This is a genomic window from Shewanella sp. SM74 (assembly GCF_025653725.1).
In the GTDB taxonomy this organism is placed as follows: domain Bacteria; phylum Pseudomonadota; class Gammaproteobacteria; order Enterobacterales; family Shewanellaceae; genus Shewanella; species Shewanella oncorhynchi.
In genome coordinates, this window is sequence record NZ_JAKKRZ010000022.1 from 53,220 (window position 1) to 73,510 (window position 20,291).

At 38.6% G+C, this 20,291-nt stretch carries 23 protein-coding genes; 18 read left to right on the plus strand and 5 right to left on the minus strand.

What is annotated here, in order from left to right; translation table 11 throughout:
* Positions 1 to 7: 7 nt before the first annotated feature.
* Entirely contained in the window at positions 8 to 568 is a 561-nt protein-coding gene (locus tag L5M49_RS19035) for a chalcone isomerase family protein (RefSeq protein WP_198572645.1), read from the minus strand.
* A gap of 191 nt (positions 569 to 759) precedes the next feature.
* Between L5M49_RS19035 and L5M49_RS19040 the strand changes: the two genes are divergently transcribed.
* The gene (locus L5M49_RS19040) at positions 760 to 948 is read left to right on the plus strand and encodes a hypothetical protein (protein WP_263196120.1); all 189 of its coding nucleotides are present in this window, start codon (positions 760 to 762) and stop codon (positions 946 to 948) included.
* 175 nt (positions 949 to 1,123) lie between these two features.
* Here L5M49_RS19040 and L5M49_RS19045 read toward each other — a convergent pair whose 3' ends face one another.
* Together L5M49_RS19045 and L5M49_RS19050 are read right to left on the minus strand one after the other, a co-directional pair.
* Positions 1,124 to 1,603 (minus strand): DUF2947 domain-containing protein, encoded by a 480-nt coding sequence (locus L5M49_RS19045; protein WP_263177083.1) that lies wholly within the window; start codon positions 1,601 to 1,603, stop codon positions 1,124 to 1,126.
* Positions 1,604 to 1,721: 118 nt separating this feature from the next.
* Positions 1,722 to 4,187 (minus strand): 6-hydroxymethylpterin diphosphokinase MptE-like protein, encoded by a 2,466-nt coding sequence (locus tag L5M49_RS19050; protein WP_263266645.1) that lies wholly within the window; start codon positions 4,185 to 4,187, stop codon positions 1,722 to 1,724.
* Between the two features lie 374 nt (positions 4,188 to 4,561).
* Between L5M49_RS19050 and pseB the strand changes: the two genes are divergently transcribed.
* Genes pseB through L5M49_RS19130 form a run of 16 tightly spaced genes read left to right on the plus strand, consistent with a single transcriptional unit; the run spans position 4,562 to position 17,567 of the window.
* Positions 4,562 to 5,557 carry a UDP-N-acetylglucosamine 4,6-dehydratase (inverting) gene (gene pseB / locus L5M49_RS19055; protein WP_028761233.1) on the plus strand — a complete coding sequence of 332 codons (996 nt, stop codon included), beginning with the start codon at positions 4,562 to 4,564 and terminating at the stop codon, positions 5,555 to 5,557.
* Positions 5,554 to 6,702: a UDP-4-amino-4,6-dideoxy-N-acetyl-beta-L-altrosamine transaminase gene (gene pseC, locus L5M49_RS19060; RefSeq protein WP_263266646.1), complete on the plus strand. Its 1,149-nt coding sequence runs from the start codon at positions 5,554 to 5,556 to the stop codon at positions 6,700 to 6,702. Before pseB ends, pseC begins: the two co-directional genes overlap by 4 nt.
* Entirely contained in the window at positions 6,699 to 7,403 is a 705-nt protein-coding gene (pseF, locus tag L5M49_RS19065) for a pseudaminic acid cytidylyltransferase (RefSeq protein WP_220590759.1), read from the plus strand. Before pseC ends, pseF begins: the two co-directional genes overlap by 4 nt.
* On the plus strand, positions 7,400 to 8,515 hold the full coding sequence (pseG, locus tag L5M49_RS19070) for a UDP-2,4-diacetamido-2,4,6-trideoxy-beta-L-altropyranose hydrolase (RefSeq protein ID WP_028761230.1): 1,116 nt from the start codon (positions 7,400 to 7,402) through the stop codon (positions 8,513 to 8,515). The genes pseF and pseG overlap by 4 nt, the downstream gene beginning before the upstream one ends.
* A 3-nt stretch (positions 8,516 to 8,518) precedes the next feature.
* The gene (gene pseI, locus L5M49_RS19075; RefSeq protein WP_028761229.1) at positions 8,519 to 9,568 is read left to right on the plus strand and encodes a pseudaminic acid synthase; all 1,050 of its coding nucleotides are present in this window, start codon (positions 8,519 to 8,521) and stop codon (positions 9,566 to 9,568) included.
* Between the two features lie 53 nt (positions 9,569 to 9,621).
* Positions 9,622 to 10,149 (plus strand): GNAT family N-acetyltransferase, encoded by a 528-nt coding sequence (locus L5M49_RS19080; RefSeq protein WP_231466254.1) that lies wholly within the window; start codon positions 9,622 to 9,624, stop codon positions 10,147 to 10,149.
* Complete coding sequence (locus L5M49_RS19085) at positions 10,146 to 10,376, plus strand: acyl carrier protein (protein WP_011788733.1); 231 nt, start codon at positions 10,146 to 10,148, stop codon at positions 10,374 to 10,376. The genes L5M49_RS19080 and L5M49_RS19085 overlap by 4 nt, the downstream gene beginning before the upstream one ends.
* Positions 10,376 to 11,122, plus strand: a complete 747-nt coding sequence (locus tag L5M49_RS19090; protein WP_028761227.1) for an SDR family NAD(P)-dependent oxidoreductase — start codon at positions 10,376 to 10,378, stop codon at positions 11,120 to 11,122. The genes L5M49_RS19085 and L5M49_RS19090 overlap by 1 nt, the downstream gene beginning before the upstream one ends.
* A gap of 32 nt (positions 11,123 to 11,154) precedes the next feature.
* Positions 11,155 to 12,516, plus strand: coding sequence for an AMP-binding protein (locus L5M49_RS19095; RefSeq protein WP_263266647.1), 1,362 nt, complete (start codon positions 11,155 to 11,157; stop codon positions 12,514 to 12,516).
* Positions 12,513 to 13,568, plus strand: a complete 1,056-nt coding sequence (locus tag L5M49_RS19100) for an acyl-protein synthetase (RefSeq protein ID WP_263266648.1) — start codon at positions 12,513 to 12,515, stop codon at positions 13,566 to 13,568. The genes L5M49_RS19095 and L5M49_RS19100 overlap by 4 nt, the downstream gene beginning before the upstream one ends.
* Positions 13,547 to 14,737, plus strand: a complete 1,191-nt coding sequence (locus L5M49_RS19105; protein WP_263266649.1) for an acyl-CoA reductase — start codon at positions 13,547 to 13,549, stop codon at positions 14,735 to 14,737. Before L5M49_RS19100 ends, L5M49_RS19105 begins: the two co-directional genes overlap by 22 nt.
* The gene (locus tag L5M49_RS19110) at positions 14,730 to 15,575 is read left to right on the plus strand and encodes a LicD family protein (RefSeq protein ID WP_263266650.1); all 846 of its coding nucleotides are present in this window, start codon (positions 14,730 to 14,732) and stop codon (positions 15,573 to 15,575) included. The genes L5M49_RS19105 and L5M49_RS19110 overlap by 8 nt, the downstream gene beginning before the upstream one ends.
* Positions 15,576 to 15,590: 15 nt before the next feature.
* The gene (locus L5M49_RS19115) at positions 15,591 to 16,331 is read left to right on the plus strand and encodes a class I SAM-dependent methyltransferase (RefSeq protein WP_028761222.1); all 741 of its coding nucleotides are present in this window, start codon (positions 15,591 to 15,593) and stop codon (positions 16,329 to 16,331) included.
* Between the two features lie 9 nt (positions 16,332 to 16,340).
* On the plus strand, positions 16,341 to 16,940 hold the full coding sequence (locus L5M49_RS19120) for an HAD-IB family phosphatase (RefSeq protein WP_028761221.1): 600 nt from the start codon (positions 16,341 to 16,343) through the stop codon (positions 16,938 to 16,940).
* Entirely contained in the window at positions 16,916 to 17,089 is a 174-nt protein-coding gene (locus L5M49_RS19125; protein ID WP_263266651.1) for an NTP transferase domain-containing protein, read from the plus strand. The genes L5M49_RS19120 and L5M49_RS19125 overlap by 25 nt, the downstream gene beginning before the upstream one ends.
* Complete coding sequence (locus tag L5M49_RS19130; protein ID WP_263266652.1) at positions 17,082 to 17,567, plus strand: sugar nucleotidyltransferase; 486 nt, start codon at positions 17,082 to 17,084, stop codon at positions 17,565 to 17,567. Before L5M49_RS19125 ends, L5M49_RS19130 begins: the two co-directional genes overlap by 8 nt.
* Before the next feature lie 66 nt (positions 17,568 to 17,633).
* On the opposite strand, the gene L5M49_RS19135 is transcribed toward L5M49_RS19130, so the two are convergent.
* Positions 17,634 to 17,909 (minus strand): hypothetical protein, encoded by a 276-nt coding sequence (locus L5M49_RS19135; protein WP_263266654.1) that lies wholly within the window; start codon positions 17,907 to 17,909, stop codon positions 17,634 to 17,636.
* The gene (locus tag L5M49_RS19140; protein WP_263266655.1) at positions 17,906 to 19,195 is read right to left on the minus strand and encodes a motility associated factor glycosyltransferase family protein; all 1,290 of its coding nucleotides are present in this window, start codon (positions 19,193 to 19,195) and stop codon (positions 17,906 to 17,908) included. The genes L5M49_RS19135 and L5M49_RS19140 overlap by 4 nt, the downstream gene beginning before the upstream one ends.
* A 304-nt stretch (positions 19,196 to 19,499) precedes the next feature.
* Between L5M49_RS19140 and L5M49_RS19145 the strand changes: the two genes are divergently transcribed.
* Complete coding sequence (locus tag L5M49_RS19145) at positions 19,500 to 19,829, plus strand: Arm DNA-binding domain-containing protein (RefSeq protein WP_263266657.1); 330 nt, start codon at positions 19,500 to 19,502, stop codon at positions 19,827 to 19,829.
* The last annotated feature ends 462 nt before the right edge of the window (positions 19,830 to 20,291 follow it).

Consider the following 20,291-nt stretch of genomic DNA (forward strand, 5'->3'; position numbering starts at 1 on the left):
ATGTCAGTTATTTGCCCAGCATGGCCTCTTTGAGGCTTTTCTGGGCTGGCTTATCACCTAGCCAAATTTTTAACAGTGCTTGACGGAACATTTCACCTTCGATGGTGGCTTGTTCCTGACCATTTTTATAGGCCGTCACGCCACGGGCTTTATTGGCGACTAAGGTAAATTGGTCACCTTCTTTAATTTCTTCCTTAAACAGCGCCATAAAGGTATCTATTTGCGGTTGAATATCGGCGGTGTTTTCTGCCGTCGCTTGCTCAAAACCTTCAGTGATCGCATCGCGCATTTTTTCTGAGGTGATCATGCCTGAGGTAATGTTAAGGCGGATTGCCGCAATTGGTGCATCAATAACCGCTGCTGTGCTACTCAATGCTGCTGGCAAATACAAACTACCTACGTATAAATCCATAAAGAACTTACTGCGAACGCCCGCGCCATTGAGCTGTAATGTTTGGCTATCTAATGTCACTGTCTCGGCGACTTGCACTCCTGAGACTTCTTTGGCCATTAATGTGTGGGGTAATAACAGCGCGCTTGCTAGGGTAAGAGTGGAGAGTAACTTCATAATACACCTCATTTTTCTATTTTAATTATTGGGTTTCATACCAATCACAATAAATATCTAATCAGTTCAGAGCCTCACAGGCATCCCAATCCAAGGTGCATTGACGTAGAAATGGTTATTCCCTTTTAAGTCAATGCAACACCGGAGTCGGATGCCTGTGAGGCTCCCGAAGGGCGGGTTCAACGCGCTTCATACTGCGTTCAAGGCTTTCGACAGAGCACCACTATGCCTTCAAGCCTTCGCCTTGTCTAAAGCGCGTTGAACTCCCGCTGAATGAACAGATATTTAATTCGATTGGTATAAAGCAGATTTTTATGAGTATTTACAGCAAAAAGTTGACCCCAACTTCTCAAATACTCGGCACCGAAAATGGATGTTAATCTAAAGAAGAGGGGAGAGATAGGCTAATTGTGCTTAAGTATCTTTCGAGTATGGCATACTCATCATTAAGTATGAGCATGCCAACAAGATGACTCCTCGCGCTAAACTATTGCGTAAAAGTGTTGGCGTAAAGCTATCGATGGGAAATCATCAGCGTTAAGCGCCCTGTATAAATTATCCGCGAGTGCCTAGCTTGTATTGACCACTCTGTTCGAACATCACCGCTTGTTTCTGTTTTGGCGAGATCAAAATGGGACCGTCGTCAAAGAAAAGAAAACACTTCCAATTGCGGACGAACACATCCCAACGAGTTTCAATAATCTGATATTTTTCATAGCAAAAATACACCGGCGTCTCATCGGGCCATTGTATAAACTCAGCTAACATGGTGGGTAAACTGCTATCTTCACTATCCCAAGCGCTCTGCCAATGATCTGTTTCCACCCAAGCATCAGCCTTCGCCGCCCAATCTCCCTTAGTAAATTGTTCCGCACGACTACTCTTGTTGCTGATCCATTGATTCCAGATTTCCATCGCACTTTTATCTGTTAACGGCAGGATATGCACCTTGTCCTCGTCAGTGACAGGCAAGTCTTTGTGGTTGAAAATCCACTTACGGCGGTAAGTTTCTAAAGGTATATAGGTATGAGCCAAACAAAATCTCCTAGGATATGCAGATGAGCAATGCTGAAACGAGGCTAATTATACGGTCTAGCGAGGTAATAGTGAAATCACCGAACACGAATATGCGAGTTCGGTGATCTTGAGCCTGTTATTGTGAGACGTTCATTAGTCTTGTGAGTTCAGATAAGTAATCACGTGCCACTTGATTATCGGGATCGGCATTAATTGCATTAGAAAATGCAGTGTGCGAAGCATCTACTTGATTGATTTCAAACATGAATAATCCAAGTTTTATCCATGTTTGTGTATCCGATGGATACTTCTCTAAGTAATCTAGGTAGACATTAACTGAGTCTTGAATCTTGCCTTGGAGTTTTAAAATATGCGCATACTGAGGCATGTACTCATCACTATAAGCCAAAATTTTGACTAGAGTTGCTGTTGCAAGCTCAAGGTTACTTAGTTTGAGCGCCAGTAAAATAATATGCTTTAACTCCATCTCAGTGCAGATATCTTCTGGTAATACTAATAGTGCATCTAAGGCTTGTTGAGGTTGTTGCTCAAGACTGAGCTTAAATGACAATGCTAAATAATACAGTCGCTTAGCCTCAGAATCATTTTCTATCATTTGGTGTAAGTTACTGACTATGTGAGATAAGCCGTAATGATTTTGGGACTGATTAAGTCGTAATATCTTAGTGTAGATCCTCTCCATCGCAGACCCTGCACTTAGCTTTTCAACAAAAGCTTGTCTTACTTGCGTCAGATTTTGTTTAAAAAGATGCTCTAACTCTGCCAAGATTAATTGCTCATCTGAAGATAAAATGCATGGCTGATGCCAATTTTTCCAAATAATACTTCTTCCTGGTTGATTATCTTGTTTCCATTTTTTTGCTAATTCTGCAAGTGGAGTGTTGCTCATTTCAGTAAGTCGAAATTGTAACTTACAACTAGAGTTTTCAATTAAATTTAGTATGTTGATACAACTTTCTAGAAAAGCATCATAGTATTTTTTTGTCATCTTATTCATATGAGATTGAGTCCAGCTCTCTATATCTCTCGTTGATAAGAAGTGAGAAAATTCAAAATATCCATAAAGCTTACATAGCTTAGCTAGTTGGCTATATTTTTTGTTAATTTTATCTTCTATTGTGTTTATCTTTTCTAATGCATTGGTTTTTTTTATTGAGTTAGTATTTAGGTTTATTGATAATTTTTTTGCTTTTTTTATTAGAGTTAATAATTCTAATGTATCATTAACTGTTTTTAGACACTCATTTTTAGTGCTCAATAAATCAAGCTTTAAATCTGTTAGTGATGGTAAACTTAACGCTATTTTTTTTGTCGTAAAACTATCCAATGTAATAGTTGTGGGGTTACAATAAGTGATCCCACTGATTTTTGCGGCATGACTGCAAAGATTAATCATTTCAACATTAGTATAGGTTTTGGCTTCATACTCAAGGGACTCCATTGCATACTTTAGTTGTATTAATGTTTCAGCTTGATGACCGTCATATGTCTCGACCCAGATTGTATTATGCCCTAATCTCGGGCCTAAGCTTGCTTCGATTGTTCCACTGGCATGGCTATATCCTGATTTTGAGTAACAGAAATCAACACCACTAAGCAATATTCTGGTAAATCCCATCTCTATAGCCAAACGAACGGCACTGTTGGTTACTGTAGGCCCAACTGTTGTGATATTGTCGATGTCAGCGTCATTTTTCCAGGGAAAACGCTGTCCCATATACATGCATTTCCCTGACCACTGTGAAAGAATTTTAGGGCTTACATGATATGAATGAACAAGTAGAGTTTTGTCATTTAAATCAAACATGCCACGGCTAACATCAAAGCTAGCATCCTGCGGATCAACACACACAACAATATCTACGGAAACTCCAAAATTTGTTAACTTTCCTGCAATTCTTGATACCGCAATGATAAAAATATTTTTTTGGTTGTCTTTTATCCATTGGATGTTACTGTCTAATGACGGTCCGCCAGCAATGACAATACAAGTTTTTCCATTAAAAGTATTTCTAAGGAGTTTTACTTGCGTGTGATTATCTGCAATATTTTCAAGTTGTGTCTTAACAAATATTTTTTGTGTGAAACTGATTCTGTTGTCAAAATATTCATTCTGCAATCTTGACTCTACAAGATTAAATAGTGCGTTATAGTCTTCCATGTGTCTTGACACTACTGCAAGTGATGATGTGAGGGTATATTCTCCCTTTGCTATGAAAAGCTTAATATCTTCTTGTTTAAATAGGTCGTCTAATCCTAATTCGTCAATAATGACGAGTTTACTTTGCAACTCAGAAGGAATGTCAATCACTAATAAAGGGCATATTGAAGACAACTCGATAAAAACAAATTTACTACCCTCTGGAATACCTTCTTCTAGAATATAGTTTGCTAATAATCCAGAGTCCATCCCAACTACAATATTGAGTTTGTCTTGTTTTGAAAATGTTGCTTTAAACTTCTTATCGTAAATGCTCTTAGAATCAATGCTCTCAAACATGTGGCGGTTAATACTAGGTAAGTAGTACTCATTGAAGCGACTTATCGCAAAGTTATTCAATATGTTAGTTTGTAATTGCATATTTTCCTCGGTTAGGTCGAATCACTTAAGAGCAGATTCATATGTCGCTTACACGATGTCATGTTTGAATTATCAGCAAATAGTGTTCCATTTTTGTGCCTGTTACTCAGCAAAAATTTGACACTGTGACTTGGTCTTATTTTTTTAAACAAAAGTGCTTGTTTATTACTCGCAAAACGAGGTTACTATAAAAAATTTATATTTTACCTATACTTGCCTATAATGATATCACTTTATGACATGGAATTTTTACAGGTTTAATTCTCATACCAACTTTTGGCGCAAAACTTGTATGTATGAAGCACTATTGAAGAGTTGACTCATAGTTGTCACAAGCAGTTAATCGAAGGTTTAAACAGTAAGTGGGGAGCTTTATGTTTGATAATAAAACAATTTTGATTACCGGTGGCACTGGGTCATTTGGACAAAAATACACTAAAACTATTCTTGAACGATATAAGCCTAAACGTTTGATCATTTTTTCCAGAGACGAACTTAAACAGTATGAAATGCAACAGGTTTTTAATGCCCCTTGTATGCGATATTTTATTGGTGATGTCCGTGATGGTGAGAGATTAATGCAGGCTTTCAAAGACGTGGATTTTGTCATCCACGCAGCAGCCCTAAAACAGGTCCCTGCTGCTGAATATAATCCAATGGAATGTATAAAAACCAATATTTATGGAGCGGAAAATGTCATTCGTGCCGCTATCAGTAATAATGTTAAAAAAGTCATTGCACTCTCAACTGACAAAGCTGCAAGCCCGATTAATTTATACGGTGCGACTAAGCTGGCTTCCGACAAACTCTTTGTGGCCGCTAATAATGTAGTCGGTGATGGTAAAACCCGTTTCTCTGCAGTACGTTATGGTAATGTGGTAGGTTCACGAGGTTCTGTAGTTCCTTTTTTTAAGCAGCTTATCGCAAATGGGACTACCTCTCTCCCGATTACTCATCCGGATATGACGCGTTTTTGGATTACATTACAAGATGGCGTTGATTTTGTTTTGAAAAACTTTGCGCGAATGCAAGGCGGTGAAATTTTTGTTCCGAAAATACCATCGGTTAGAATCACTGATCTGGCCAAAGCTTATGGTCCACATTTGGAACAACAAATTGTCGGTATTCGTCCGGGTGAGAAAATGCATGAGGTGATGTGCCCAGGTGATGACTCACACCATACCATTGAGTTTGCTGATCACTTTGTGATAACTCCTAGTATCAAGTTTTTTAGCCGTGAAAACGACTATACGAAAAATTTATTGGATGAAAAAGGGCAAGCGGTGTCACAAGGATTTGAATACCACTCGGGTAACAACCCACATTTTTTAAGTATTGATGAAATACTAAAGCTGGATGCAATATCATGATCCTTTATGGAAAACAGGATATAAATCAAAATGATATTGATGCAGTTGTTAGTGTGCTGCAGTCTGAATACCTTACTCAGGGACCAAAAGTTGCTGAATTTGAGCAGGCAATCTCTGAATCTGTCGGTGCTAATTATAGTGTTGCAGTCAACAGCGCGACTTCGGCATTACACATCGCTTGTTTAGCCTTAGGTGTTGTGAGCAACGATTTGGTATGGACGACGCCTATTACCTTTGTTGCCTCGGCAAACTGTGCCCTTTATTGCGGTGCAGAGATTGATTTCGTCGATGTTGAACCTACAACGGGAAATATGTCGTCTTCGGCCTTAGCTGCAAAGTTGTTCTTAGCTAATGCAAATGGTCGGCTACCAAAAGTGATCATCGCTGTGCATATGGCGGGACATTCTTGCAATATGCAAGCTATTGCGCAGTTGGTTAAACAGTATGGTATTAAAGTGATTGAGGATGCCTCCCATGGCATTGGAGGATCCTACCAATCAAAAAAAATTGGAGCTTGCCAATATAGCGATATTACAATTTTTAGTTTTCATCCGGTAAAAATAATTACCACGGCTGAAGGTGGAGTTGCTACAACAAACAGTAAACCTATTGCTGACGCAATGGCAATGTATCGAAGCCATGGCATCACTAAAGATCCTGCCTTAATGGAAAGGCCGCAAGAGGGCGACTGGTATTATGAACAGCACCATTTAGGTTTTAATTACCGGATGACGGATCTGCAAGCTGCACTCGGTGTGTCTCAATTAACTCGGATAGACGAGTTTGTGGAAAAACGTAATACATTAGCTGCAATATACCGTAGCCAACTTACGGACTTGCCTATCAACGTTGTTGAACCAATAGAACAATCCTACAGTGCAAGGCATTTGTTTATCATTAGGTTATTACAACCTGATAAACGTAAAGCGATTTTTGACGCAATGCGGGCTCAAGGCATTCAAGTGCATGTGCATTATTTTCCTGTTCATCTTCAACCTTACTATCAGAAACTCGGGTTTAGTGTAGGACAATTTCCTGAGGCTGAGCGTTTCTATCGGTCGATACTGACGTTGCCTTTATATCCTGATCTTACTGCTGAGCAGATTGGTTATATCTGTGACAACTTAAGGGAATTGTTGATATGAGAGTGGCGATTATTCCCGCACGAGGAGGAAGCAAGCGTATTGCGCATAAGAATATTCGTCATTTTAATGGTAAACCGATGATTTCGTATCCAATTACTGCCGCTATACGTAGTGGGAGCTTTGATAAAATAATTGTATCGACTGATTCTATGGAAATTGCCACGATTGCTAGATCTTTTGGTGCAGAAACCCCTTTTATGCGCCCGAGTGAGTTAGCAGATGATTTTGTCGGTACCACTCCAGTCGTGCGTCATGCCCTTAATGAATTAGCTTCTTTAGGCGACGTTGTTGACATTTGTTGCTGTATATATGCAACGACCCCTTTGCTTCAATATTCATTTTTACGAGAGGCTGGTGAGTTACTTGAATCGGCACCCAATCTTGATTATGTATTTTCGGCTTGCCGTTTTTCATTCCCCATCCAACGGGCTTTGATATTAGATGCCGATGGCAGCATATTACCTTTTGATAACAAGAGTATTGGTCAACGATCGCAAGATTTAGTTGAGACATATCATGATGCTGGTCAGTTCTACTGGGGGAGAGCTAGTGCTTTTTTGAATGAGGAAACTCGAGTATTTGGTGCTCGGTCACGAATGAAACTCTTGCCCAGTTATATGGTTGCGGATATTGATACCTTAGCGGATTGGGAACGCGCTGAGGTGTTATATGATGTATTGAAAAAGCAAGGTAAGCTATGAAATTGGCCATTCGAGTTGATGCCTCAATTAGAATCGGTACTGGACATGTTGCCCGTTGTTTAGCGTTCGCGAGCGCGTTAAAGAAAACCTTCCTCAATCTGGATATTACATTTCTTTGTCGAAATGCACTTGGCAATATGAATGCCCACATACGTGCGCAAGGATACCGTGTTTGTGAGTTAGATATAAATGAGGTTGATTTGGCATTTACTGGCAAAGAGTTGCAGGTAAATTGCCAGCAGAATGAGGCTGATATCTGTCTTAAACAACTTGGAAGTAATAAATATCATCTACTCATTGTCGATCACTATGGGCTAAGTGAGCACTTTTGCTGCAAGATGCGACTTAAATGCGAGCAAATCATGGTGATTGATGACTTGGCAAATCGTAAACACGATTGTGATTTACTGCTTGATCAAAATTTATTGCCTGAATTCAGTAATCGATATCGGGATTTAGTCAACAAAGAGACTTTGTTATTGCTAGGCCCTAAATATGCCTTATTAAGGGATGAGTTTTATTTGGAATACCATCCTATGTTGTTCGAAAAAGTACCAAATATTTTGGTTTTTTTTGGTGGAAGTGACTCCGCAAATGTCACTCGAACTGCATTGTTGGGGCTGACTCGGGTTTTAAAACCAGCATTCAAAGCTCAAGATTTTAATATTGATGTTGTTCTGGGGGCCTCGAATCCCTGGAAAGAAAGTCTATTTGCGGAATTTGCTGATTGTCAGTACCTAAGCTGGCATGTGCAATGCGATTATATTGCAAAGTTAATGACAAATGCGACTTTATCACTCGGCGCAGGGGGAAGTAGCCATTGGGAGCGTTGTATCACTGGTGTACCTTCAGTTGTAATCACGGTTGCCGATAACCAGATTGCAACAACCCAATACCTTGCTTCATTAGGAGCTTGTCAATTTCTTGGAGACGTTAAGAATGTCACTTCAGAAGAGATTGCTCTAGCGGTTAACAGGCTGTTAGGGTCATTAGAATTACGTCAACAATTATCGGATAACGCGCGACAGATCATCAATCTTGATGATGGTTTGCCCAGAGTTTTAGATGCTTTAAAAACATATTTGGCTACAACAGGTATGGGAGAAAGTTAAATCATGCAGGTAATCAAAGTTGACCATTGTCACATCGGTCCTGGCCAGCCAGTGTTTGTCATTGCAGAATTATCAGGAAACCATGGGCAATCGCTTGAAAAGGCCAAAGAAATGATATTAGCCGCCGCTGAAGCTGGGGCGAGCGCTATTAAGCTACAAACATATACTCCTGATACTATTACCTTAAATGTTAGCCATGGTGAATTTTTTATTCAGGACCAAGATAACTTATGGAAAGGGAGAAGCCTTTACGATCTCTATAGTGAGGCTATGACACCTTGGGAATGGCATCAGCCATTATTTGATTACGCTAAGTCGTTAGGTTTAGTTGCGTTTAGTACGCCATTTGATTTAACGGCAGTGGAATACTTGGAAAAACTTAACGTACCTTGTTACAAAATAGCTTCATTTGAAAATAATGATCATGCTTTACTGGCGGCTGTCGCCAAGACGGGTAAACCTGTGATTATGTCTACGGGAATGGCTGAAATTCATGAGCTTGCTGAAGCTGTTACGGTATTAAAGCAACATGGATGTCGCGACTTGATTTTATTAAAGTGCACTAGCCATTATCCTGCTGAGCCTGTTGATGCCAATCTATCAACTATTCCTCATTTAGCACAACTATTTGATTGTCAAGTGGGTTTATCTGACCACACGCAAGGGATTGGCGTTTCAATTGCTTCTGTGATTCTTGGCGGTACCGTAATTGAAAAACATTTCGTTATCGATAGAAATGAAGGCGGTGTTGATAGTGAGTTTTCCCTTGAGCCGAGAGAGTTTAAGTCGCTCGTTATGGAAACCGAAAGAGCCCGTGTAGCCCTAGGACGAGTGCATTATGGATGTACAACAAAGGAGATTGCATCAAGAAAATATCGGCGCTCTCTTTATGTTAGTCGGGATATGAGCGCTGGCGATATTTTGACGGTTGATAATCTTCGTTCAGTTCGCCCTGGTTTAGGCATTGCTCCAAAATATTTACATCAGTTACTCGGTAAAGCCGTCAAACAGGATATTGCAGCAGGTACGGCGATGTGTTGGGAGTTTGTATAACACTATTGTGTGGCAAGCTCTAAAACTCATACAGCATAGAGTTGAGAATTAAATTGAATAATTATGGTGTAGAACTTCGCGCTGTCGAAATGTGTGATTTACCGCTACTTAGACGTTGGCGTAATCGAGATGATATTCGTTTACAGATGATGCAAACGGACTATATATCGCCGAATCAACAACGCAACTGGTTTGAAAGTATTCAATATCGGAATGACCAACAGCATTGGGTTTTATGGTGTAAAGGACAACGAGCAGGCTATGTCAATTTAAAGGGGAATATTTCTGGTGAATTATTTGGGCAAGATATTGCTGACGCAGGAATTTATTTAGGTCCGTCACCAGTACGTCACCCAATGCTTGCGGTAGCAGCTGCATTGTCACAATTAGATTTTGGGTTTGAAACTTTACAAATCAAGGCGATAAGAACATTAGTGAAAACCGATAACCACTCTGCTTTAAGGCTCAATCAGCAGTTAGGCTATCAAGTATTGTTGAATAAACAAGATTTTATCGCATTAGAATTACTTCCAAGTGATTATTTTATTGCACGTGAAAAATTGCGGAGATTTTTTAGATGACCAGATTAGAAGTACTCTTTTCAAACGCATTAGGGCTCGATATTGAAAAGATCCATGATGAATTAGCCTACAACTCTGTACCCGAATGGGATAGCGTGGCACACATGGGATTAATTGCTCAGCTAGAGGATGCTTATGACGTACTTTTAGATACTGATGACATTATCGATATGAGTAGTGTTGGTAAAGCGAGGGTGATACTCGCTAAATATGGCGTTAATTCATAATGTCACTATTACGAGGTAAAAAAGCATTAGTAACTGGTGCCAATCGTGGTATCGGCCTAGCTATTGCCCATAAATTTGCTCAGCAAGGTGCTGAATTATGGATAAATGGCCTCGATTCAAACAAAATTGAGCAGGTAAGAGCTGAAATTGTTTCTAAGTATGGTACAGACTGCCACGCGTTATGCTTTGATGTATCGGATCCACTTGCCGTAAAAGCAGGATTTCAGCATTTATTTAAGCAAACCAAAACATTAGATGCACTTGTTAATAATGCTGGCATTATGGATGATGCTTTGCTCGGTATGGTGACTCATCAGCAGCTTGAACGAAGTTTTTCAACTAACACTTATAGTGTGATTTATTGTACTCAGTATGCTGCCAGATTAATGGAGCGAGCAGGTTCAGGATCAGTTATCAATATTGCCTCTATCATGGGAAGAGTTGGAAATGCGGGACAATCTGTTTATGCAGGAAGCAAAGCTGCGGTGATAGGTATTACTCAATCTTTAGCTAAAGAGTTAGCGAGTAAACAAATCCGAGTTAATGCCATTGCGCCGGGGTTTATTGAAACTGATCTCGTTAAGATATTAAACGAAAATACCTATGAAAGCCGTTTGCAAAGTATAGCCATGGGAAGAGCTGGTTTAGCTAGTGAAGTTGCTGATGTCGCCGCATTTTTGGCCTCTAATATGGCAAGTTATGTCACGGGTCAGGTGATAGGTGTTGATGGGGGGATGCTGATTTGAATATCTGCCTTCAAGGGTGTGGCGTCACTAAAATGTTGTCACATATAAAAGCTGATAATCCAAACTTAGCGTGGTGGGAACCTCAGCTCGGTTGGCTGACATATGGCGATATTCATCAGAAAGCACTTCAGCTTCAGCAGACTTATCCAAGCTCAAAATGTTTAATTTACTTACCTTTTTTTAATCGTCTTTCACACGTTCTTCATTACATTGTCGCTTTAAGACTGGGACATACCCTCATGCTTGCTGACCCATTGATGAGTCACGAGCAGCGGCAATTGACCATTGATAATTATGGTGTTGATGCATGGATTGATGAGTCCGGTATGTGGCATGAGTTGACAAAAAGTAAAACAACTCACGCTAAGTTGCATCCTTCTCTTGCTTTACTATTGCCAACCTCCGGAAGTACCGGTGCATTTAAATGGGTACGCTTATCTCAAGAAAATCTCCAAAGTAACGCGCTAGCAATTGCTGAGTATTTACAGATAAATCAAGATGAGCGGGCAATTACAAGTTTGCCATTCTTTTACTCCTATGGTCTTTCTGTTCTCAATAGTCATCTTGCCGTTGGTGCCGCTTTAGTTCAAAGCGAATATAGTACAATGGATCGCCAGTTTTGGTCCTTGCTTAGTAACTTGGAGGTAACTAGTTTTGCGGGGGTCCCTTTTACCTATCAAACATTAAATAAATTGAAGTTTGACTGGTCGAGCTACCCATATCTTCGCACTATGACGCAAGCAGGCGGTCGGCTTGATTCCGAATTAGCGCGGCACTTTGCTGCCGAAGCTTTGAAACGACATAAACGCTTTTTTATTATGTACGGTCAAACCGAGGCAGCTCCAAGAATGGCTTGGATAGCTGAAAATGAAATCGTTGAGCATCCCAATTCTATCGGTCGTCCCATTCCTGGCGGTGAATTTAATTTAAAACCAATTGACGGATTAGTGGAAGGGCAAGGTGAGCTTATCTACCGTGGACCAAACGTGATGATGGGTTATGCTGAAAGTGAGTTCGATCTTGCCAAGGGTGCTGAATATAAAGAGTTAGCTACTGGAGATGTTGCTTATTGTGATACAGAGGGGCGCTATTACCTTTGTGGGCGTTTAAAACGTTTTATCAAACTTTTCGGTAAACGTACTAACCTTGTAGATATTGAAACATTTCTCGAAAATAAATCTATTATTACTGCTTGCCTTAATAAAGATGATGAGTTGCTGATCGCATATGAGCCAACGGATCAAGATATAGATGCTGCGAAAAAACAACTTTCACTCTGGTTACGTATTCCTATTAACGTGATTAAGTTCATCCTTGTTCCTGTTTTGCCTCGGACTTCAAATCTTAAGATTGACTATAATACGCTGCCGCAATTATTGGAGTCATCATCATGAATTGGCTTTGGGATCACTCCATATTCGCTTTGCCACAGGTTGAGAAGGAAGCGCTGTTATTAGCTGAATTGAATAAGCTGACCTCTCATCACGAGGTCAACTGTCCTAGCTTTGCTAATATATTAAGAGCATTTCACTGGGGACATAGTGAGGATTATGCCCAGCTACCTTATCTTGCTTGCCGACTTTTTAAGTTGATGAAGTTACAAAGTATTCCCGATGCTCAAATATGCAAAATGATCAGTTCATCAGGGACTACGGGGGCTGCATCTCAAATAGTGCTTGATAGAGAAACTGCTTCGTTACAGACAAAAGTATTGGTTAAGATCCTTCAAGAGTTTATCGGAAAACAGCGACTGCCAATGCTGTTGATTGAAAAAACATCACTCGTACAAAATAGAAATGATTTTTCGGCCAGAGGAGCTGGCGCTGTTGGCCTATCATTTCTCGGTCGAGATCATACCTATGCTCTAGATAGCAATATGCAACCAGATTGGAAAACCATAGATGCTTTTTGTGAACGGTATTCAAATCAACCCATCATTTTATTTGGTTTTACCTTTATGGTATGGGAACACTTTTTAGAACAAATAAAAAAAAGAGGACACAAATTATCTTTTGAACAAGGAATATTATTTCACAGTGGCGGATGGAAAAAGTTGCAACATAAGGCAGTTGATAATGCGACATTTAAAATGCAATGTAGCGAATGGTTAGGTATTGCTAAAGTCCATAATTTTTATGGGATGGCTGAGCAAATAGGTTCAATTTTTGTTGAGTGTGAATCGGGCCATTTACATGCTCCACTTTATTCAGATGTGATAATCAGAGAGCCTACGACCTTAGCCCCTTTACCCATAGGCAAAGAGGGGCTAATACAAGTGCTTTCGGCAATCCCTAAAAGTTACCCAGGACATTCACTATTAACAGAAGATATTGGGCGAATAATTGGGATTGATAATTGTTGCTGTGGTCGTAAGGGACAGTATTTTGAAGTGATTGGACGTCAAAAAGGCGCAGAGGTCAGGGGATGCAGCGATACATTTCAATAAACCAAGCTTTAGATGCTCCTGAAGTCGAACATTTACTTAGAGGACAAACCGGGACTCGATTTAATCCTGTCCCTTTAGCCTGTTTTGCGCCTGTTATTAGAGAGTTTTTAGCGGATTTATCACAACGTCTTCAACAGCAATATCGGATGGTACCAGAGCTAGCGGCTTTTGGTTTTTGGTTACGTCCACGGCAAGTTGAACAACAGGTCCTTCGCTTATCAGGTCGTGCGCCACTTGGAATGGTTTTTCATTTGGTACCATCTAACGTCCCGACAATAGCATTTTATTCTTGGATAATGGCCTTGTTAATGGGAAATTCGAGCATTATCCGATTATCGTCACGTAAACACCCCACTCAAGAGATAATGTTGGAACTACTCTCTGCAATGTTACTAGAGTCGCGTTGGAGCCCAATAGCAGAGCGAACCCGTTTTATCCGCTACCAGCATAATGATGAAATAACCAAATGGTTTAGCGAAGAATGTCATCTGAGAGTGATATGGGGAGGAGACAAAACAATCCGTGCGATTAGACAGCTTGGATTATCAGCTACTGCTCAAGAATTGGTATTTCCTGACCGTCGTTCGATGGCGATTATCGATAGTCAATGGGTATCAACATTGGATACTGATACATGGGCAAGTTTAGTGAGTGAATTTAAACAAGACTGTACGTTATTCGATCAAAAAGCTTGCTCGTCGCCCACTATGTTAGTTTGGATTAGACAACCTGATATTGCATTAAAGCAAAGGCTATTAGAAGAGACATTTTATACTTTTGGGCTTAATTCTAGTTTGGTAATGGAACGTTTAGTTCAAAGCCAAATGAATGCTGCAATTGTTCAATCTCAAGAGTTAACGTGCTACAAAGGTGTTAGCGTATTTTCTCATCAAAAACCGACCATTTTAGATTATACAGGTCCAGGTCTATTAACTGAGAGTGTTATGCCAAATTGGCAGGCGATTAGAAATACTTATTGGGATATTCAGACTTGTGTCTATTTAGGTGAGTCACTTGCACAATGTCGCGACGAGTTAAATTATATTGTTGGACGTGTTGATCGTGTTGTTAAACCTGGCCAAGCACTTGCATTTGATTGGTATTGGGATGGGATCGATATTTTACATTCTTGCAGTAGGAAAAAATGTAACTGGGGGAGTCATGGCTAATTATTCAGGAGTTTGTATTTTATTTGGTGCTGGCGGTGGTGGCGAAAATGCGCTTTCATTATTAAAGCTTGAAGGGTGTAATATTAGCGCCATTGTCGACAATGATCTAAAAAAGCACAATACCTTTTTAGATGAAATTCCTATCTATGCTCCCGAAAAATTGAACTGCGATTTGATTTTTGACAAAATTATTATAGCAAGTGGATACTCTAAGTCAATCTTAGCGCAATTAGCGCAATATAATATAAGCCAAGAACGTATTATTGTATTGCCTCAGTATTACTTAAAGTCTAATCGATTTTCTGATCAAGTTCTATACTCTTTAGCTTGGGATTTTATTGTTAGTTTTTCAAAAATAATGAGTAATTTAAATATTCGATATTGGTTGGATTATGGGACGTTACTTGGTGTAGTAAGAGATAATGATTTAATCCCATGGGATTCCGATCTTGACTTTTGCATTTTAGACGATAATAAAAGTTATTTTATTAATAGTTTTTCTGTTATATCTGAACATATATCTTCAACTATTGGATGTGATGTTAAAATTGAGCTGATAAAAGGTGTTGAATGTGAGCATTCAAGAGTTTTTATATCTTGTAATCGTGATAATGTAATTCTCGATATTGATGTATTTATCAAATTTAACTTCTCTGATTTTGTGTGTTTGGAAGTCATGGATAGAGTTGAGCGTTATGATGCTGAACATTATGTTACAGTTGACTTTTTGAATGTAAAAGGAATTTATTTACCAGTACCCAATAAGTATGATCAGTATTTGACAAGAGTTTACGGTAGTTGGTGTGTTGCCAACAAAGAGTGGACTTTATATTCATAAATGTAGGAGAAAATTATGGCTAGGATTTATGGCGACGATAAATTAAAACTATCCTACGATAATGTCGTAAAGTTCTTTGAGGATAGGGCGAAAAAATCAGCAGTGGTTGGAGATTTAAGTGCTGTTATTTATCAGGATAAAAATCCTGAATTAGCAATAAATCGAGATATCATTGAAAAAAAATTGTTGCTCCCAAAACTTGGAATTGATCAAAGCAGTATCGTTTTTGATGCTGGTTGTGGTACAGGGCGCTGGGCACAAGAAATTATTCCCTATTGTGGGCAATACTATGGTGCTGATATTTCTAACGGATTTATTGAGATTGCCAGTAAAAAATTTAAAAGTTATAAAAATGCGCATTTTTTTGTTTCACCTCTTTGGGAAAGAAAAATATTAAGTAAAAGTTTTAAAGGAATATGCACTCATGCTTTATCATTTGGTGTAATGATCTACATGAATGACGAAGAATTAAAAATTTATTTAGATATTTTGCTTCATCTTATGTCCGAGAAGGCTTTAATTGCTTTTAGGGAACCAATTGGTGTTGCACAACGATTATCCATTATCGAACATTTTTCAGATGATATGGAGCAAGAGTATAATGCGATTTATAGAACTGAATTAGAATTGTTAGAAATGATTGATAGTGTTTTTAATCATTCAGGATTTAGCTTAAAAGAAAGTGGTGATGTGCATAGTGCTGCTTTATCTAACCGAAGTGATACTAAGCAAAAATACTATATTTACCAAAGATAGGTTTAATAAATGAAGACAGCATATTGTTTTGATTTAGATAGCACATTAACTACTTTAGAGATTTTACCATGTATTGCTTCAGAATTAAATATTTCTGAGGAAATGGCATTATTGACAAAGCTAACTATGGACGGTGTGATAGATTTTATCTCATCTTTTAAATTGAGAGTATTACTATTATCAACAGTTTCAATTGAGAGAATTAACTCAATTATAGATGAAGTGCCATTAGACTTGAAATTATTAAACTTTATAAAAGAAAATCGTGAGCAATGTTTTATTGTAACCGGTAATATTGACCTATGGATTAAGCCTTTACTAGATAAGTTTGAGTGTAATTATTATTCATCATCTGCTCAATATAGTGATGGTTATATCAAACTTGATAAAGTCTTAGTTAAATCGGAAGCGATAAAAAATATCAGATCAATGGGATTTGACAGGGTTATTGCTGTTGGTGACGGAATGAATGATGTTCCGATGTTTCTCGAGTCAGATATAAAAATTGCATTTGGGGCTATTCATCACCCTCCTAAATCACTCGTAAATTTAGCGAATTATATTGTTCATAGTGGGGATTCTTTATGCAACTTATTGAAAATGTTGTGATTGCAGCTGCAGGTATGGGAGCAAGGATTGGTCTTGGCATTCCGAAATGTATGATTGATATTGAAGGGACAAACTTATTATCAAGGTTAATTAATTTGCTGGATGGATATTGCAAAAATATAGTTGTAGTTGTTGGCTATCGTGCGTGAAGAAATGGTTGTTGAGTATTGTTCTGTTTACCACCGTAATGTTATTATTGCAAGAAATCCTGATTATGCAACGACTAATACAGCTTATAGTTATCATCAAGGAGCTAAAAATTTAGTAGGGAAAACATTATATATAGATGGTGATCTATTAGTTGAAAAAAATAGTATGCTAGATTTTCTTAATACTGCAAGCTCTGTTGATGTTTTAATAGGGGTGGCAAAAGCAAATAGTGAGCAAGCTGTATATGTTGGGTTGGAAGGAGAATCTGTCACCTATTTTAATCGAAATTATCAAGGTGAAGAGTATGAATGGGCAAACGTTTTTGTCGCGCCTAGTAACTTCTTGACAAAAATAGATGGTTATGTTTTTGAATCAATAGAGTTAACTTTACCACTTCCTTCAAAAGAGATCGTATTAAGGGAAGTTGATACTAAAGATGATCTAGAACAAGCTATTCTATTTTGTCGTTCTTGGTGATCTTTTTAAGATGTAATATTAAAAGTAGATAGTTATTTCTATCTACTTTTAAGTTGAAAACTCAGCTCAAATGGGTTGCTTTTGTAATAAACAGGGTATTTCGTATTCAAGAAAGTCCGCTAGTGCTAACCAGTCCTGATTTTCTTGGGCAGTTAGCATTGGAGGGATTATTTTAAATATTTGACTTTTAGCATCCGCATCTAATGTTTCAATAATAGGTTCAATTATATTTAGGCATTCTCTTAGTTTTTTTGAACCATCAGCTTCTTGTCCTAGCCTGAAATGATGTGCAGTGTTAATTAATTTATCGACTAGCTCTTGCAATCTTAGTTCATCATTCATCGATTAAAGTCCTTAAACTGTGTCCCCTGAATTCGTGCACCTTCAAGGCTTGATTGATAAAATCTCACATTAGGCTTGGTCTTAATGTAATTTTCTAAACTACGTAGATAACCTCTAAAATTTAAGTCTGTTGGTACTCTTTTCCCTCGTCCATTCAGGATCCAATGTTTAGCATTATTTATTTTTGGTCCTAATGAACCATCAGGCCAAAATGCATGAGTTTTGTTTTTTGCATAGCAAAAGTCACAACCAAACATTGATATTTCATAAGCGCCTAAATAAATTGCTAAATCTATAATTGGATGAATAACACTACCATTAGTATATAAACGAAGTTTAGGGTAATAATTAGCCAAAGCGTCGTATTGTTTATGCTTTGAGTAAGCACAATATTTTTTCCCTTTCCATTGTTCTATTACTTCAGGCGCCAATTTAGGAAAGTATACTAATGAGATGTTATCTGTAGCTTCTATAGCGAAATGATCTAGGCGAATATTTATATCGATACTGATCACTATGTCGGGATAGATTCCATGGCTTACTAACCCTCTCAACGCAGTGTCTGCTGCAATCATTAATGGTCTTATACTGTCAGGTAACTGCTGCTGTTTAAAGAGATAATCGTAATGATCTTCAAGGGTTGGGCCTGATGCTATGACAAAACACTGTGGCTTGTTATATCGCTTTATTAACAAATTTGCGCTTGGATCATTTTCTATATTTTTTATATTGGCCTTAAATCGAGATTCAACTCTCTCATTATTAAGATGTTTTTGATTGGCATACTGACGATTTAATTCAAAGACGATCAAATCGCGGATAATTGCATTTTCATTGCTGACTAAATTGAGTTCAGGTGTTATTGCAATATATGGAAAACTCAGTGTTTTTCCTGCCTGTTCGTATAAGGTCACATTAGGATGACTTAGCCATTCTCTCTGATCGGTATAGCAAAGCAGTAACGCGAATACGGCTAAATTTAAAATACATACCTCAATACGAGCATAGTGAGGATTTTCAATCAGGAGGCTGGGTACATCACCCATACCAACTCCATAAACAGTCACCTGATGGCTTTTGCTTGGTAAGGTATTGATAAAAAGCTGTGCTTCGGCGATGCGGTCATGACGACTACTTAGCTGAATACCATTAACACTGATAGTTTGATTACGACCGTTGATAAGGTGAGCATCTAATTCATTGATGGTTTGGTTTTTAATCGCAGCAGCTACGATAGGCCAACGCTTAACGATAATATTGAGATTAGACGCAAATAGCTCGGTCATTCCGTTTCTCCGGAATATTTCTGGGAGTTTGATATCACCAAGGTCACTATCTGGTCTCTCCACAGGAGACAGTTCGCGACATTAATGAAAATTATCTAAAATTAATAAATCACTATAAAACATGTTGTTAAGTGTGTTTTGTGCGATTTTGACATTAACCAAAATTACTGTATTTTAGTTTAAATTAATCCCTATGGTGGCACATAGGCGGCACAGAATTTAAGGCTAAGTCATTATTAGCATTGAAACAAGCTTCACAAAACGTGCTTTCGAACAGCTCGAAATCGGTCAAAAACGCTTCAGAATTGCGGATTTCGGCCATCGAGACTCAATTAATGGGTTAATCTTAGATGTTTTCCCATCGGGAAAAAAGGTTTTTCGCTTTCGCCGCAAGCGTTTAGGTAAAGACGTCACTGTCACTATAGGGGAGTTCCCGCATTTAACCATAGAGAACGTCCGTAAACAGGCCAAGCGCATTATCTTAGACTTGGCAGAAGGGGTGAACCCGAACGAAGCGAAACGCTTTGCCAAGCTTGAGGCTGAGCGCAAAGAAACCCTGTCGATGACGGTTCAACAATTGTTTGAATCCTTCGAAGCTGAGTTTATTGTCAAAATCAAAACGGGTGAGCGGTGACTCAATTCCCTTAAGGATATTCAATCAACATGGAAGACCCACATTCAGCCGCGCATTACTCATTTACTTGTTGTATTCTAGTCTAATTCCATCGGACATATATAGTCACCTCTTGTTAGCAAGGCCACTCTCCGAATCAGGTTTTGAGTAAGACAAATCGTTTAACTCATTTATACAATTACTGCAGTTGTGCTTTGATGGACATTTATCTATTTAACCTGAACTCGATGTATGGACTCCAACAACCTACAGTCGTAAGTTGGTGTCGACCAAAACAAAAGGAGTCCATACATGAGTAAGCCTACAATAATATCTCTCGACCTTGCAAAAAAGTCATTCAAGTTTGTAAAGTGAATCCATATGGTGAGTTGTTATTCAATAAAGCCATGTCACCACAAAAAACGAAAGACCTTCTTGCCAACTCTCCTCCTTATATCGTTGCTATGGAAGGCAGTGCTAGCT